Raw genomic sequence first — 16,731 nt, 5'->3', positions numbered from 1 at the left:
AGCAACTCATAAATTCGTAAACAAAACCGAATAAAATTAAAACGAATTTACCTAATTTTATACTCCTGATTTTTTAACTTCGTTTACTTTTGTTTTCAAACTTATACAAACAATTGCATTTTTTATTTCTTTACAGTTCATCCTCTTTCACCAACCAAAAACACAGAACCATTTGAAATGGTTTTAAAAAATATTGAGTATTAATTGCCTTAGTTGTGCCCTAAAAACGATAAAAATCAAACTGTTACTTTTTTAGGACTATGAAATACAGGTCAACTATTCCCTCCTGGGAAAAAAATCTTCTCAAAAAAAAGGCATTAAAATTAAAAAATCTACTCCTCCAATAATCAGGGAAATTATCTACTTTTACCATAAATAAAAAAAGTCTGTTATGGAATTCGATATTCGAGAAATAATCACCGTAGGAATGGTACTTTTTGCCGTAATTGACATCGTGGGATCCATCCCGATTATCATTGATTTAAGAGCAAAACACGGACATATTGAATCCGAAAAAGCATCCATTGTAGCCGCCGTCATCATGATTGTTTTTCTTTTTGCCGGAGAAGAACTCTTAAAACTAATTGGAATTGATGTCAATTCTTTTGCTGTAGCCGGATCCTTTGTGTTGTTTTTCTTGGCATTAGAGATGATTTTAGGAATTCGGATTTACCGGGACGAAGAAGCCAGCTCTGCCTCAATTGTTCCCCTTGCCTTCCCTTTGATTGCTGGAGCCGGAACAATGACCACTTTACTCTCTTTACGCTCCCAATTTTATACCATAAATATTGTAATTGCCATTTTATTAAATATCATTTTGGTCTATATCGTTTTAAAATCATCCTCAAAAATAGAAAAATTATTAGGCGAAAACGGACTTGGTGTAATCAGAAAGACTTTTGGCGTAGTACTTCTGGCGATTGCTGTTAAATTATTCGCTGCGAATGTTAAAGGTTTGTTTGTCTAAAATATAATTTCCTAAATTTACCCTTAAATTATTGTAAAATAAAAAATCTGATTTTTTTGGAGCATTTTATTCTAAATAAATAACCCCTCCAAACATCTGCATTTTTTACCAAAAACAAAAACATCTTATGAAAATTTTCACTAACATCTTGGTATTTTTAGCAATAGCGCTAATCCTATTTAATGTTACTTTACTGGATTTCAAAAATCCATTTCAAGGAGATAGCGTAGTTGCATTTATTGGAATGGCAGCCTCTTTTTGTGCTGTATTGATTCTTCTAATATTCAGAATGTCAAAGAAAATAGAAGAAAAAACAAACGAAAAATAGCCTTGGTCTTTGATGTACTTATCCTTGGCGGTGGCGTATCTGGCATGTCATGCGCTCTAGTTTTGGGTTCTGCAAACAACAAACACTTTGTGTCTAATAAAAAAATCGGGGTGTTTACCCATCAAAAAACCTCTGCCCTTAAGGAAGCGCTATTCAATAATGTCTACGGAATCCCTGCAGGCACATTAGGCGCTGATTTATTGAAAGAAAGCACAGGACATCTTTTAGAAAAATATCCGCACATTACACAAATTCCCAACGAAAAAGTACTAAAAATTGAGGGCACCGCTCCTGAGTTTGCTGTAACTACAAATAAAAAAACCTACAAGACCCGCATAATTGTTGTAGGTGTCGGATCTGCAAATACTTTTGCTATTGAAGGTTTAATGCAATTTGTCGAACCACATCAAAAATCCCTTCCCGAAAAACAACGAATCCAACTCAAAAACAGCGATCACAAAGTCAAGGAAGGCATTTACGTGATAGGCACTTTAGCCGGATGGAGAAGCCAACTGGCCATTGCTGCAGGCAGTGGAGCTGCAGTAGCAACAGATATTCTAACTTTATGGAATGGCGGAATTCAGACTCATGCTCATGATAGCATTAGATAAATAGAATTTCATTCTGGAAAATCTCTCAAAAAATAGTGTTAGGTTTACACCTTCAATTCACTGTTTTATGGGATCATTTTTTTTGGGACTGGCAAGACTCCTGATTTTTATCGGATTTGTTTCTTTTTTTTCGATTGTGTTTTTTCTTTTTTCTTTTTTTCGAAGCAACGAAATTAACGCCCAAAAAGCTCTTATCCTGCGGGACTTTATAATTCGCACCTCAAATACCCTTTTGGGCATACGCACTATTATCTATGGCGACAAGCCGAAAGTTCAAGGACTAATCGTAGCCAATCACCGTTCCTATTTTGACCCAATTGTTATCGTAAACCAAATACATGCTTTTCCTGTAGGGAAAAAAGAAGTTGCCTCATGGCCTATGATTGGCTACATCTGCAAAATATCCGGCGTTTTATTTGTAGATAGAAAGTGTCCAAAAAGCCGACAAGAAACCGCCGAAAATATCCGAGAAGTTCTTGCCAAAGGATATTCGATCATTAATTTTCCAGAGGGGACAACAGCGGTTTTGCCAACGACTCTTGATTTCAATTACGGCTCTTTTGTAATGGCTACTAAGATTAAAGCTGCCGTGATTCCTATTGCAATAGATTATAAAGAAAAAACAGACGCTTTTATTGGTGACGACACTTTCATTCCGCATTTTTTAAAATGCTTTGGAAAACGGACCACTGAAATTAAAATAACTTATTTTCCGGCTATTTATTCTGAAGATGCAGCCTATTTATTAAGTACGTCAAAGAAAATGATAGATAACGAACTCATTCGATATAGAAAAGATTGGGACAATCAAAATTAGTTTTCTTTTTAAGGGCAAACAAAATCAAGAGTGAAATTTTCTAATTAAGCATCAAGTCCTAAGCTAATAAGCATCTCAAAAATAGAATCTTCATTTAGTGCCACTTTCTTTAAAACAGCTTTAATTCCTTCCACATTTTTTTGTTCCAGAGCATTATCAAAGTCATTTATAAGGCCTCCAACATACAAACGCTCATTAACTGTCATTCCAGAAAACTTACTTTCCATACTGTGAAATATAGTGATTATTATTTTTTCAAAATTGCCTTAATCATGGCATCCTCTTTCAATATAATCTCATAATAAGACCGTTCCCCATACAATTGCCGAGCAAATTCAGCAGCCAGGTATCGTTTTACCAATGATTTGCTTTTTCCAAATTTCAAATCCAATCCGTTGCCAAAAATAAATTTCTGAAATGAATTGAAATATGCCTCTGTTTGATTCATTTTAGATTGGAACTGAGCAAAAGTGAGTCCTTTAAAGGCGCTCCGATTTTTATCCAATTGTTCGAAAACAAAATTCCCTACGATTCCCGATTGCAATAAATAAGCGGTACTTCCATTTCCATGTTCCACCTCAAGCGGTACAAAAACATCAGGAACAATACCGCCACCGCCATATACAATTTTACCTTTTTTAGTTTTGAATTGCAAGGTGTCTGAAACTTTTATACTGTCTTTTTGATATAGTTCCCCATTTTCAAAACGCGTTTCTGATTCTTTAAAATACGCTTCATTCCCTTTTGAATAGGGTTTTTGAATCGACCGGCCTGTTGGCGTATAATATCTGGCAACAGTCAAGCGAACTGCTGAACCGTCAGCAAAATCTATTTCTCGTTGCACCAATCCCTTTCCAAAAGAACGGCGGCCTACAATAGTTCCCCGGTCATTATCCTGAACGGCTCCTGCAAGAATTTCACTTGCTGAAGCGCTGTTTTCATTAATTAGAATAAAAACATTTCCTTTTTCAAAACTACCTTTTTGGGTTGCAAATGTCTTGTCTATAGTACCTTTTTTGTTTTTGGTAAAAACAATCAGTTGTTTGTTTGGCAACAATTCATCCGCGATAGCAATTGCTTCTTCCATATAACCGCCACCGTTATCTCGGACATCAATAATAAGTGACTTCGCACCTCGTTGCTTAAGTGCAGACAAATTTTGCATAAACTCCTTGTAAGTAGTTTCGGCAAAACGATTTATTTTTATGTATCCTGTCGCATTACTCAAGAGCAAAGCGGCATCAACACTTTTTAAGGGAATAACATCGCGTTTTAGTTTTAGCTTGAGTTTTTTACGTTCTGATTTTCTATATATTGTAAGCTCAATATTAGAACCTACGGCCCCTTTTAATTTAGAAAACAAACTGTCTGTGGGCAACTTACGTCCGAACAATTTGGTTTTATCAGCATATAGAATCCGATCACCTGATTTTATTCCTGCTTTTGCCGAAGGGCCGTTTTCTACAGGTTTTATGACCGCTACAGAATCTTTATACATATAAAAATTCACTCCTATTCCCACAAAATTACCCTTCATGCTTTCCATTACCTGTTGCTGCTCGCTAGCGGGAACATATACGGAATGCGGATCAAGTTGCGCAAGAATATTATCAACGGTAAGATTTACAATAGAATCCGTATCAACCGCATCAACGTATTCAGTATCAATAAAATCAATGAGTGTATTCAGCTTAGTTTTAGAATTATTTTTAGCTGTGAAATCAGCTCTACCGGGAAAATGCAACATCCCGCCCAACACAACGCCAAAAGCAAGTGTTGAGAAAAGGAGTAGTGGTAAATATTTTGTATTAAATTTCATATAAAGTTATCATTAAAAGAATAATATAACCTGACGTGCATCATCGTTTTAATTTTTTTTGCACGTTCTTTTATTCCTCCAAAACTGGAATATGCTCAACCTCTACTCCGGCTTTTATCAAAAACTGAATGCCGGAATCATCGCGATAGCCATTGTGATAGACCACTCTTTTTATTCCCGACTGGTGAATCAATTTACTGCACTCCTTACAAGGTGAAAGTGTGATATACAAGGTGGCTCCTTCACAGGATTGTGTGGATCGCGCTACCTTGAGGATCGCATTTGCCTCAGCATGTAAAACATCCCAGCGGGTTAATCCTTGCTCATCTTCACAACAGTTTTCAAAACCGGAGGGCGTTCCGTTATACCCATCTGAGATTATCATTCTGTCACGCACAATAATTGCACCAACTTGTTTTCGTTTACAATAGGACAGCAAGCTCCATTCTTTGGCAATTCTAAGGTATGCTTTGTCGTATTTATTTAATTTTTTTTCGTTCATTTTATCTTATCCAGATTTCACTTTCCACAATCATTGGTATCACTACTCCTATTATAAATGCTGACATTACTAATGTCCAGTCGCGTTTTGAAAATCTAAAAACAGTCTGAACAATGTAGGCTAAAATCAAAACCACAAAAACCACTACAATCTGGGCGGCTTCTATACCTAGTGCAAATTCTGACAGTGGCAAGACTTTAGACATAGCATTTCCTCCAAGAATCGATTTGAAATAATTTGAAAAACCCAACCCATGAATTATCCCAAAGAAAAGCGTGATAAAAAACATCAGATTGAGGCTTTCTTTCTTGCTCGATTTTCCTGCCGTAAAAAGATTAAACAATGCGGTTATCACAATTGTAATTGGGATTAACAACTCAACAATATTTACTTTTATGGCAATTATACCAAAAACAGAAAGCAGTAAAGCCATGGTATGACCAATGGTAAAAAGGGAAACCAAAAGTACAATTCGCTTCCAGTCCTTGAAAGAAAAAGGAACCGCTAGGGCGATTAAAAATAAAACATGATCATAAGCGTGAATATCCAAAACGTGTTTTAATCCTATTTGAAAGTAAATCCAAAATTCTGACATCAGTAAAGTATTAAGTTGATAAAGGGTTGTAAACTTACGATTAATTTTGAAAATGATTCATTTGAACATTCAAATAAATACAAATCAAAAGCAGGTATGTCGAAAGAAAAAATATAAAAAAAATAAAAATTAATACTTTAAAATAGATATATCTTTGTACGATACAAAAACCACAACTATGTCATTTTCAGATTTATTTGATAGCGAATTCAAACAAAGAAATAGAGGTCATTTTTCATCTATTGTCCGCGTAGCACTAACTGACGAGAAGATTTCTCCAGAAGAAAAAGCATTTGTAGATAAATTAGCCGTTCGATTAGAAATTTCTCCTGCAGAATATGAAGAAATTTTACAGGATCCGCTAAAATACCCTATCAATCCTCCTTATTTATATGAACAAAGGATAGAGCGACTGTATGATTTAGCCAGAATCGTTCATGTTGACCACCATTTAGGAGACAAACAAGAGCTGATGTTACGAAAAATTGGCATTGGAATAGGATTTGACCCTGAAAATATAAGTCAAATTGTAGAAAATGCTCTTCTGCTTGTAGAAAAAGAAGTAGATTTGGATACGTTCATTACTGAAATACAAAATATCAATACGTAGATTATACCTATAAAAAAGCTTCCGCCAAGACGGAAGCTTTTTGTTTTTAGTACTTGCTTAGTTTTGCTTTAAGCATAAATTCTTCCGATTTTTCAACCATATTGTAGCTTCCACAGAAAAAAGGAACGCGCTGATGCAGTTCCGTTGGTTCAATTTCCATCACCCGATCAAATCCATCCGATGCTTTTCCTCCCGCCTGTTCTGCGATAAAAGCTAATGGGTTGCATTCATACAACAATCGTAATTTCCCTTTGGATGCTTTTGAACTTGTTGGATATAAATAAATCCCTCCTTTAATCATATTGCGATGAAAGTCAGAAACTAAACTTCCGATGTATCGAGAAGTATAAGGCCTGTCTCCTTCTTCCAGCTGACAATATTTGATATAATCCTTTACTCCTTGCGGAAAATGGACATAATTACCTTCATTGATGGAATAAATATGGCCATCGGTTGGGAATTTCATTTTAGGATGAGACAAGTAAAAAGTACCAATAGCAGGATTCAGCGTAAATCCGTTCACACCGTGCCCAGTTGTATAAACTAACATAGTCGAAGTCCCGTAAATCACATAGCCTGCAGCAACCTGATTGATCCCCGGCTGTAAAAAATCTTCCAACGTAACTGGAGTTCCTATTGGGGTAATTCTCCTGTAAACCGAAAATATTGTCCCTACAGAAACATTAACATCAATATTAGACGAGCCGTCAAGGGGATCCATCAACACTACATATTTATTATTGTGGCTGTGGTCACTTCCTTCCACAGTAATGAAATCATCATTTTCTTCAGAAGCGATTCCGCATACGATCTCGCGATTAATTAATGTTTGAATAAAAACTTCATTGGCATATACATCTAGTTTTTGCTGGTCTTCCCCCTGTATGTTTTGCTCTCCGGCAGCACCCACAATATCAACCAGTCCAGCTTTGTTTACTTTATAATTGACTACCTTGGCAGCCAATCGGATGGAGTTGATAATTCGAGATAATTCGCCGGACGAATATTGAAAAGCATTCTGGTTTTCAATGATAAATTCTCCAAGTGTTTTGTTGCGTTCTTCCATTAAGAAATCGTTGTAGTTGTTTTGAAGTCACAAATATCGTTTTTTTTGTGAAATTGATTTGAAAAATAGTTGCTTAGTTTAACCGTATTGTATATTTGCTGATTAAAACATAAAATTAATACGTAAAAATCTAATTTTATTGCGATATTGAAGCATTAAAATAAAAAATTATGAAATGAGCCGTATTGGAGATTGATCCAATAGCCAATCGAAAAAGCAAATTTCTTATTCAACTAAAAAACACAAATACATCCCGCACATGACGATCAGAAAAGGAAATCCTGAAGATATGGAAGCTGTTTTAGGGCTCATCCAAGAATTAGCAATATTCGAGAAAGAACCCGATGCCGTCCTTGTAACTGTTGCCGATTTAATTCGAGATGGTTTTGGCCCGGTGCCACTATTTCATGTTTTTGTTGCCGAGGTTCAAGCGGACCCGAGCAATAGCGAACAGGCAAAACAAATTGTAGGTATCGCCTTGTACTACTACCGATTTTCTACTTGGAAAGGAAAAACAATTCACCTGGAAGATTTAGTGGTAAAAGAGACAATGCGTGGCACCGGATTAGGATATGCTTTATATTCTGAAATTATAAAACAGGGTAAAAAAGATCAGGTTCGAAGAGTAGAATGGAATGTATTGGACTGGAATACTCCAGCAATAGAATTTTATGAAAAATCAGGCGCCAAAGTACTCCGTGATTGGTATGTTGTTCACATGGACGAATTGGGAATCACCAATTTTGTAGAGAATAAATTGAAATAAAATAAAGAACAATTTTTGTTTAAAATATGAGAGTATTCAAATTTGGAGGAGCTTCTGTAAAAGATGCTGAAGGAATTAAAAACGTGTATGACGTTTTACAAAAAGTGGGCTATGAAGACGTATTGTTGGTCGTTTCTGCAATGGGAAAAACCACAAATGCGCTCGAGGTTGTCATAAAAAATTATTTCGATAAATCCGCTGAATTAAATTCATCTGTTCAAGAAGTAAAAAAGTACCACAATCAAATTTTGATAGATTTATTTGAGGACGAAAAAAACGAAGTCTTCAAAGCTGTTAACACTCAATTTTCAGATTTAGAGTATTTCCTGACCCACAATAAATCACCCAATTATAATTTTGTCTACGATCAAATTGTCAGTTATGGCGAATTAATTTCGACCACAATCCTAAGTCATTTCATGAATTTCATGGGCATAAAAACACAATGGCTGGATGTTCGGAATTTCATAAAAACCAATGCTACATACAGGGATGCGGAAGTAGATTGGGAATTGACACAGAAGAACATTGCCAAAAACGTAAAACGTAAAACACTAAACATTACACAAGGATTCTTAGGTTCTGACGAAAATAACTTTACCACCACTTTAGGCCGAGAAGGATCTGATTATACGGCTGCAATTTTTGCGTATTGCTTAAATGCCGAAAGCGTGACCATCTGGAAAGATGTTCCCGGAGTAATGAATGCCGATCCAAGATATTTTGAAAATGCGAGTTTATTGAATCAGATTTCGTACCGTGAAGCCATAGAACTGGCTTTTTATGGGGCAACGGTTATTCACCCAAAAACACTACAACCTTTGCAAAAAAAGGAAATTCCGTTGTATGTAAAATCCTTTATAAATCCGTTACTAAAAGGAACGAGCGTTTCTAAAGGAGTCGACTTAGAACCTTATTTACCGTGTTTCATCGTCAAAAGAAACCAGCTTTTGATTTCGCTTTCCTCTATCGATTTCTCTTTTATCATGGAAGAAAACATCAGCGAAATTTTTGCATTATTCCATCAATTCAAAATAAAAGTGAACTTGATTCAGAATTCAGCAATTAGTTTCTCCGTATGTGTAGAAGATAAATTTGACAATTTCAAAGCCCTGAATGCTATCTTGTCTAAAAAGTTTAAAGTAGAGTTTAATGAAAATGTCACCTTATACACCATCCGACATTTTAACGAAACAGCAGCCGAAACCGTTGAAAAAAACAAAGTTGTGTTATTGAAACAGGTCAGTCGGGAAACCATACAAGTGATCACAAAGGAAGTGTAACCCTAAAAAAGATGCGCAACCCAAAGTATAAATGGAGATCAGAATCAAATTCTGATCTCCATTCTTTTAATACTTTAAAACCCAAACGCTAAAATCGAAACCTTTTGTAATTATCAAATTATAAATACTACTTTTGACACTTTCGAGTTATAGTATTTATGTTGAAAAAATTACTTTTTTGGACTGTAATAAGCTGTATTTCTGGGCTCCACGCACAGGAAATAAATTCGTTGTACAAAACCAAAAAAATCCCTTTTTCCCGTGACACCATTCATCTTGAAAAAGAAAGCATTAATTCCAGTTTTTTCAAATTGCTTGACGCCAATGGCAAACCCATCGAAACCCTTTTTTATACGGTAAATTTCAGTGAAGGGACTTTGTTTTTAAAAGAAAACAGCGCCCAATACAACGATTCAATAACCGTACACTATTTGAAATTTCCGGAGATCCTTACTAAAGAATACCGCATTTATGATTCTGCCAAAGTAGTAAGCAACGAAGCCGGATCAGGTGATTTATATACCCTCAAAAATAAAAACCCAAATAAAAATGTGCCTTTTGACGGCTTGAATACATCCGGAAGTATTACCCGTGGCATTACCATAGGAAACAATCAAAATGCCGTTTTGAACTCCAATTTAGACTTACAAATCACAGGAAAAATCTCTGAAAAAGTAAACTTAAGAGCCTCCATTCAAGACAGTAACATTCCGCTGCAGGATGGCGGTTATTCCCAAAAATTAGACCAGTTCGATAATGTATTCATGGAATTATTCAGTGCCGATTGGAACATTCGAGCGGGTGATATTTTTCTAGAGAACAAGAAATCCCAATTCCTGAATTTCAATAAAAAAGTGCAGGGACTCGCCACCACCTTCACCTTTGGAACCGAAGAAAACAAAACAAATGTATTTGCCTCAGCAGCGCTGGTCCGAGGACAATATGCAAAAAGCGATATCGTGGGCCAAGAAGGCAATCAGGGTCCCTATAAATTAAAAGGGCAAAATGGAGAGTTGTATGTACTCGTTATTTCAGGATCAGAGCGGGTGTATGTAAATGGTGTTTTATTAAAACGAGGCGAAAACAATGATTACACGATTGATTATAATGCGGGTGAAATCGTGTTTACCCCGCTTTTCACGATTACCTCCGAAATGCGAATTGCCATAGAATACCAATATTCAGATCGAAATTACACTCGATTTATAACCTATGCAGGCGCCACGCACGAAAATAAAAACTGGAGTTTTGGAGGCTATTTATATTCGGAAAACGACCTGAAAAACCAACCTTTACAACAAAATTTATCCCAAGAACAAGCCCAGATATTAGTTAATGCGGGAGATAATCCGGATTTAATGGTTGCCCCGTCAGCATTTGCAGATTCCTATTCTGAAAACAAGGCGCTGTACCGAAAAACAATCCTCAATGCTGTGGAAATTTTTGAGTACTCAAATGAAGCACAGCAGGAATTATTCAATGTTCGATTTACTTTAGTAGGACTGAATAATGGAAATTATATTTTGACAAATTCAGCCACGATCACCCGGGTTTATGAGTATATAGCTCCCATTAACGGCGTTTCGCAAGGAAGTTATGAACCCATCATACAATTGATTGCTCCTACAAAAATCCAAGTGACCACCTTTTTAGGGAAATACAATCCCACTGAAAAAACGGTACTCGATTTTGAAATTGGTCTCAGCAATAACGACAGCAATTTATTTTCGCCCGTTGACGATGCAAACAATCAGGGCCTGGCTGCAAAAATCAATGCCAAGCAACGGCTTTTTTCAAAAAAATGGCACGTAGATGCTTTTGCGAATTATCAATTTATTCAGCGAAATTTTAGGGCTGTAGAACGGCTGTACAACATCGAATTTGACCGGGATTGGAACTTAGGAACTGCGGCTATAGGAAATCAAAGTTTGTTAATTTCCGGACTGCAATTGGATTTAAACCCTAAACCCAACTCAACAAACAAAGGACTATTGATGTATCAGTTTGAAAAACTGGATTTTTCGGGAAATTTTTCGGGAAATCGACATGTTTTAAATGGCTTGTTTCAAATAAAAAACTGGACTTTTCAAAATCAAGGCAGTTCCCTAAAAAGTGACGGAACGATTTCATCCTCTGAATTTTTAAGAAACCAATCCCAAATCCGTTTTCATTTTGACAAAAACTGGATTGGCTCTCGCTTGCGCTTAGAGGACAATCAGGAGAAAAATAAAATTTCAAATGTATTTTCGGCTTTGAGTCAAAAATTTACAGAGTACGGATTTTTTACCGGTCGCGGAGACAGCACCAAAGTTTTTGTAGAATTGGGATACCTAAGAAGATCCAATGACAGTTTACAAAATGGACTGATCCAAAGGGTCAATTCGTCTCAGACTTTCCTTTTGAAATCAAAATTGATTCAAACTAATAAAAGCGATTTATCCCTATATGCTAATTACAGAATCTTGGATTTTGTGGATGCAACAAGAAAAAGAGAACCTACGTTAAATTCCAGAATAATTTATACGGATCGTTTTTTCAATCAATTGATACAAAGCACAACGGTTTATGAAACGAATTCCGGGACCATTCCCCAACAGGAATTCACGTATCTGGAAGTTCCTGCGGGCCAGGGAATTTACACCTGGAACGACTATAACGGCAATGGAATTCAGGAATTACAGGAGTTTGAAGTCGCCACGTTTATTGACCAGGCAAAATTCATCCGCATCTTTCTTCCCAACAGGGTTTACATAAAAACACATCAAAACAAATTCTCGCAATCCGTGACCCTGAATCCCAATCAATGGCAGAACGAAAAAGGTTTTAAGAAAATACTTTCGTATTTCTACAATCAAACCGCTTTTATAATCGACCGAAAAACTAGAAGTGAGGGTGATAATTTCGAATTAAATCCGTTCAGCAGTTCTACTGAAAATGTGTTGGGATTAAACTCGAGTTTAAGGAACAGTTTGTTTTACAATAGAGGAAAACAAAACCACTCCGCCACGTATTCATATCTGCAAAATAAAACTAAAAACTTGTTGTCTATAGGCTCTCAAGAGGCTACCAACAATTCGCATCAATTGCAGTACAATCATTTGTACCAGAAAAGCTGGCTGCTAGGTTTTTTTGCCAAAACGATACAAACAACCATTGAATCAGAAAATTTCCCGGAGAAAAACTATGCTATAAACGGTTATCAATTAGCTCCTAAAATCAGTTATCTATTTTCTAAAAGCACGAGCTGGGACCTCTTTTATGAATTACAGAATAAAAAAAACCAAATTGGGGTTTCAGAAACGCTGCTGCAAAACCGTTTTGGAACTGCCTTTTCGTATGCAGGCACAAAAAAATTCACGATGAACGGCGAAGTCTCTTTTTACCAAAATAAATTCGAAGGAAATGAATTCTCTTCGGTTGGATTTCAAATGCTGGAAGGGCTACAAACCGGACAAAACATCACTTGGAGGCTTCTTTTACAAAAAAATATCACCCAGTTTTTAGATGTTAATTTTAATTATCAGGGTCGGAAAAGTGAAACAACCCAGGCCATACATACTGGAAATATTCAATTGAGAGCCTATTTTTAATACCACAATTTAATAGTTTGGTAATGCCCTCGCAATATTAAATACACGTTCATTGTCTATCTTTCAAATTTAAACCACTAAACTACAGAGCCACATGAATTTGAATGCAAACCAACAAACTATTTTGATTGCGCCATTAAACTGGGGCTTAGGCCATGCTACACGTTGTATTCCAATCATTAAGGCCTTATTAGAAAACAACTACATTCCTATAATTGCTTCTGATGGAATTGCATTGGCTTTGCTAAAAAAGGAATTCCCTACTGTACAAACGCTGGAACTGCCATCCTACCAGATAGAATATGCAAAAAATGGAGCTCACTTTAAATGGAAATTATTAAAAAATAGCCCAAAAATGCTTGAAGCAATTTGGGAAGAAAAAAAAATAATTAAAAAATGGATCTCAAAATATAGGATTGACGGGATTATATCCGACAACCGACTGGGTGTGTTCAGCAAAAAAATTCCTTCGGTATTTATTACCCATCAATTGAATGTAATGACTGGCAATACCACTTGGATTACCAGTAAGATCCACCAACATATTATAAAAAAATACACAGAATGCTGGGTTCCAGATCTTGCTGGATCAATTAATCTAACCGGAAAAATGGGACATGTTGACGATCCAAATCTTAAAATTAGATACATTGGTCCTTTGAGTCGATTGCAAAAAAAATTAGTCCCAAAAAAATATGATTTAATGATTATTCTTTCCGGACCAGAACCTCAGCGCGGCTTGCTGGAGGATTCCCTGAAAAAAGAAATCGCACGATACCGCGGGAATGTCATATTTATTGAAGGAAAGATTGAAACCGAACAAATAGTAACTCAAATCAATCCTGTTACCTATTATAATTACATGAATTCTTTCCAGTTAGAGCAGGCTTTTAACGAAAGTGAAATGGTGCTGTGCCGTTCCGGATACACCACAATTATGGATCTAGCCCAACTCCGTAAAAAGGCTTTTTTTATTCCAACTCCAGGCCAATACGAACAGGAATATTTAGCCAGAAAGCTAAAAAAAGAAGGGTTAGTTCCCTATTCAAATCAGGATGATTTCAAAATTGAAAATCTTAGTGAAGTAGCGTCCTACCGTGGTTTACAAACCTTGCATTGCAATATTGACTGGAAATCGCTTTTTGATATTTTCCAAAACACAAAAATAAGTACCCTTAACCCCTAAAAACCCATTCCCTCAAATGGGTTTCTTAAGATTAGTTTTGAATGGTTATCAAAAAAAGAAGCACTACTGAATTACAGATTTGTACCTTTTAAATTAGCATGGCTATTGAATTCTTTGAATAATTCGAGTAAGTGCATCGTTGCTTTTATCAAATCATTAGTTTCTAAAAGTAACGCGAAATACAACTTGCTGTTTTTAGGACTGGTTTCTACCGTTCTAATTCTTTCAATTTGTTTTTTAATTAATTTAGATACTTGATCGTAAATCTCCATTTTGGTTTCTAAAAGAACATCAATTTTGTCAAACGAACCTTCTTGAAAAATAACAATAATATCTTCAAATAATTTTTTAAGCTTATTGTCTAAGCTTTTCAAATCCCTAATTTGATTGAATTTCAATTGTTTGTGATTGTTATTGATATGTGCATAGCTGTTTTGTGAGATGAATCCAAGGGACTGAATCATGTCTTGAAGATAACCCAAAATCATGACATAAAACATACTGCCCTCTGCCGAGGTTTCATCCAGATTCTTTATAAAATAGTATACATTACTCTTTAATTCATCGACTTCTTTTTCGAGTTTTTTGAGGTCTTTTTTATTCTCCTTTAACTTCCCTAAATCCTGAAGGCTAAGATTTTCGATAACCTCTCTATAAATCGTGTTTGAACCGCTTATCACTCTGGAAATCTGAATGGTACACTCCCTAATAACTTCATTTATGGTAACAATATCTTCTCTTTTCAAGAGCAATAATTCTTGCTGGGCTTTAATGGTTTTAGTATGCTTTCTTGAACTTCGATACAAAAGAATTCCTAATCCAACCAGCAATCCGATGAAAGCATATACTTGACCTACTTTGAGGAAATACGCAAAGATAAAGGCCGAAACAAATGCAACAATTGCTGTTACAAACCATCCCCCAATCACATTAAAAACCCCTGCAATACGATACACTGCGCTTTCGCGGTCCCAAGCTCGATCTGCAAATGAAGTTCCCATGGCCACCATAAAAGTAACATAAGTTGTAGAAAGTGGCAACTTTAAAGAAGTCCCTATCGATATCAAAATGCTGGCTACCATTAAATTTACAGCAGCACGAACCATATCAAAAGCAGGTTCGTCCTTTCTTTTTTTTCCTTTGACTTCCTGTTTCTCAAATTGCTTATCAATTTTTATTTGGATTGATTTTGGTAAAAAATAATTAATTCCCAGTCCGATATAAACGCCAAATCGCACAATATATCTGGATAACATATTGGGTGAAAAACGCTCTACGCCATCACCCTGTCTGGATAAATTAAGGCCGGTCTCGATGACAGTTTTGGCTTTTTTTGAAGTCCAAAGTGTTATAACCATAACCACTCCTGCAAAAACTAAAAAATAAAATGGCGCCACAATATTATCATTAGCCAACGCTCCCATCATAAATTGATCTCCAGAAATTCCTGAACCATTGAAAATTTCATAGGAGTTATAGGCCGCAATAGGAACGCCGATAAAGTTAACCAAATCATTCCCGGCAAAAGCTAAAGCCAAAGCAAAAGTCCCTACTATGATGATTACTCGGAGAATATTTATTTTGAAGAAAGTCATCAACACTTGAGAAAGCAGTGTGAAAAAAACAAAATTTACTCCTATTATCAGTAATTGATTGCTTTTTATCCAGACATGAGTAGCTTGATCGATAAAAGAAACTCCTTTCAATCCTTTAATCAGGATAAAAAAAGTAATCGCAGTAATGGCTAATCCTCCAAAAACTGCACCTATATATTTGACTCTTTTTTCATATTGAAAAGTAAAAATTAGTCGAGAAACATATTGCACAAAACTTCCAAGAGTGAAAGAAAGAATGACAGACAGTAGGATACTAAAAACAATTTGTGATGCTTTTTCAGTGTTGATATAATCACTTAAAGTATCAAAACTATCATCCAAAACATAAATTTTATAGACTGCCAAACAGAGCGCTGCCCCTAAAAGTTCAAAAATAATGGATACTGTTGTCGAAGTTGGTAATCCTATTGAGTTAAAAACATCTAATAATATAATATCTGAGATCATTACGGCCAGGAAAATAATCATAACATCATTAAAACTAAACATGCCGGGAACAAAAATACCACTTCGGGCAATTTCCATCATACCACTGGAAAATAGCGCTCCTACTAAAATACCTAGACTGGCCACAATCATAATAGTACGAAACGACACTGCTTTAGAACCAATTGCCGAATTTAAGAAATTTACTGCGTCATTACTAACCCCGACAACTAGATCAATTATTGCCAAAATACCTAAAACCACAAGCATTACTATATATATTTGTTCCATATCTGTATTAAAGTGAAAGGTGAAATTTTGTTTGCTCTGATGGAATTAGTTGGCCTTCAAAACAACTGTCTCATTGTACGACAACCTCATGATGATTTATGCCTGAGTGTTGCTTTATAGTTCAAAAAAGCGTCGTGATGGTACGGTTACACTTGGATGTCATCATAAATATACCACAACAAACTTCCGGTGTCTTTTGCAAATATGACCCTCAAAAGTAAGACTGTCGTTACTAAATTATTATTTTGACATCAACTT

The 16,731-nt window shown here is 35.8% G+C and carries 15 protein-coding genes; 9 read left to right on the top strand and 6 right to left on the bottom strand.

Translation table 11 applies throughout. The features are described 5' to 3' along the window. Positions 1-391 precede the first annotated feature (391 nt). From EKL98_RS02505 to EKL98_RS02490, 4 genes are all read left to right on the top strand, one after another. Complete coding sequence (locus tag EKL98_RS02505) at positions 392-967, top strand: MarC family protein (RefSeq protein WP_126457580.1); 576 nt, start codon at positions 392-394, stop codon at positions 965-967. 127 nt (positions 968-1,094) lie between these two features. Further along, a complete protein-coding gene (locus EKL98_RS02500) occupies positions 1,095-1,295 on the top strand; it encodes a hypothetical protein (protein ID WP_126456406.1) in 201 nt (66 codons plus the stop codon). A 44-nt stretch (positions 1,296-1,339) separates the two neighbouring features. Next, positions 1,340-1,906 (top strand): NAD(P)/FAD-dependent oxidoreductase, encoded by a 567-nt coding sequence (locus EKL98_RS02495; RefSeq protein WP_126561500.1) that lies wholly within the window; start codon positions 1,340-1,342, stop codon positions 1,904-1,906. A 232-nt stretch (positions 1,907-2,138) separates the two neighbouring features. Then, complete coding sequence (locus EKL98_RS02490) at positions 2,139-2,723, top strand: lysophospholipid acyltransferase family protein (RefSeq protein WP_158615210.1); 585 nt, start codon at positions 2,139-2,141, stop codon at positions 2,721-2,723. Between the two features lie 44 nt (positions 2,724-2,767). Here EKL98_RS02490 and EKL98_RS02485 read toward each other — a convergent pair whose 3' ends face one another. The 4 genes from EKL98_RS02485 to EKL98_RS02470 form a co-directional block, all read right to left on the bottom strand. Beyond that, positions 2,768-2,950 (bottom strand): hypothetical protein, encoded by a 183-nt coding sequence (locus EKL98_RS02485; RefSeq protein WP_126457582.1) that lies wholly within the window; start codon positions 2,948-2,950, stop codon positions 2,768-2,770. 20 nt (positions 2,951-2,970) lie between these two features. Beyond that, a complete protein-coding gene (locus EKL98_RS02480) occupies positions 2,971-4,542 on the bottom strand; it encodes a S41 family peptidase (RefSeq protein WP_126561455.1) in 1,572 nt (523 codons plus the stop codon). 70 nt (positions 4,543-4,612) lie between these two features. Next, complete coding sequence (locus EKL98_RS02475; protein ID WP_126457584.1) at positions 4,613-5,044, bottom strand: deoxycytidylate deaminase; 432 nt, start codon at positions 5,042-5,044, stop codon at positions 4,613-4,615. Position 5,045: 1 nt separating this feature from the next. Then, on the bottom strand, positions 5,046-5,639 hold the full coding sequence (locus tag EKL98_RS02470) for a HupE/UreJ family protein (RefSeq protein WP_126561454.1): 594 nt from the start codon (positions 5,637-5,639) through the stop codon (positions 5,046-5,048). A gap of 178 nt (positions 5,640-5,817) precedes the next feature. Between EKL98_RS02470 and EKL98_RS02465 the strand changes: the two genes are divergently transcribed. Further along, complete coding sequence (locus EKL98_RS02465; protein WP_126561453.1) at positions 5,818-6,249, top strand: TerB family tellurite resistance protein; 432 nt, start codon at positions 5,818-5,820, stop codon at positions 6,247-6,249. A gap of 46 nt (positions 6,250-6,295) precedes the next feature. On the opposite strand, the gene fbp is transcribed toward EKL98_RS02465, so the two are convergent. Beyond that, the gene (fbp, locus tag EKL98_RS02460; RefSeq protein WP_126457587.1) at positions 6,296-7,315 is read right to left on the bottom strand and encodes a class 1 fructose-bisphosphatase; all 1,020 of its coding nucleotides are present in this window, start codon (positions 7,313-7,315) and stop codon (positions 6,296-6,298) included. Between the two features lie 259 nt (positions 7,316-7,574). Here fbp and EKL98_RS02455 point away from each other — a divergent pair, with 259 nt between their 5' ends. From EKL98_RS02455 to EKL98_RS02440, 4 genes are all read left to right on the top strand, one after another. Then, positions 7,575-8,081, top strand: coding sequence for a GNAT family N-acetyltransferase (locus EKL98_RS02455; protein ID WP_126561452.1), 507 nt, complete (start codon positions 7,575-7,577; stop codon positions 8,079-8,081). Between the two features lie 26 nt (positions 8,082-8,107). Next, positions 8,108-9,364 (top strand): aspartate kinase, encoded by a 1,257-nt coding sequence (locus EKL98_RS02450; protein WP_126553975.1) that lies wholly within the window; start codon positions 8,108-8,110, stop codon positions 9,362-9,364. A gap of 158 nt (positions 9,365-9,522) precedes the next feature. Beyond that, a complete protein-coding gene (locus tag EKL98_RS02445) occupies positions 9,523-12,954 on the top strand; it encodes a hypothetical protein (protein ID WP_126561451.1) in 3,432 nt (1,143 codons plus the stop codon). Between the two features lie 94 nt (positions 12,955-13,048). Further along, complete coding sequence (locus EKL98_RS02440; protein ID WP_126561450.1) at positions 13,049-14,140, top strand: glycosyltransferase; 1,092 nt, start codon at positions 13,049-13,051, stop codon at positions 14,138-14,140. A 71-nt stretch (positions 14,141-14,211) separates the two neighbouring features. On the opposite strand, the gene EKL98_RS02435 is transcribed toward EKL98_RS02440, so the two are convergent. After that, complete coding sequence (locus EKL98_RS02435) at positions 14,212-16,473, bottom strand: inorganic phosphate transporter (RefSeq protein ID WP_126561449.1); 2,262 nt, start codon at positions 16,471-16,473, stop codon at positions 14,212-14,214. Positions 16,474-16,731 lie beyond the last annotated feature (258 nt).

The organism is Flavobacterium bomense, from assembly GCF_003970355.1.
The sequence above is the reverse complement of the archived record's forward strand: the minus strand, read 5'-3'. Positions and strand labels throughout refer to the sequence as shown.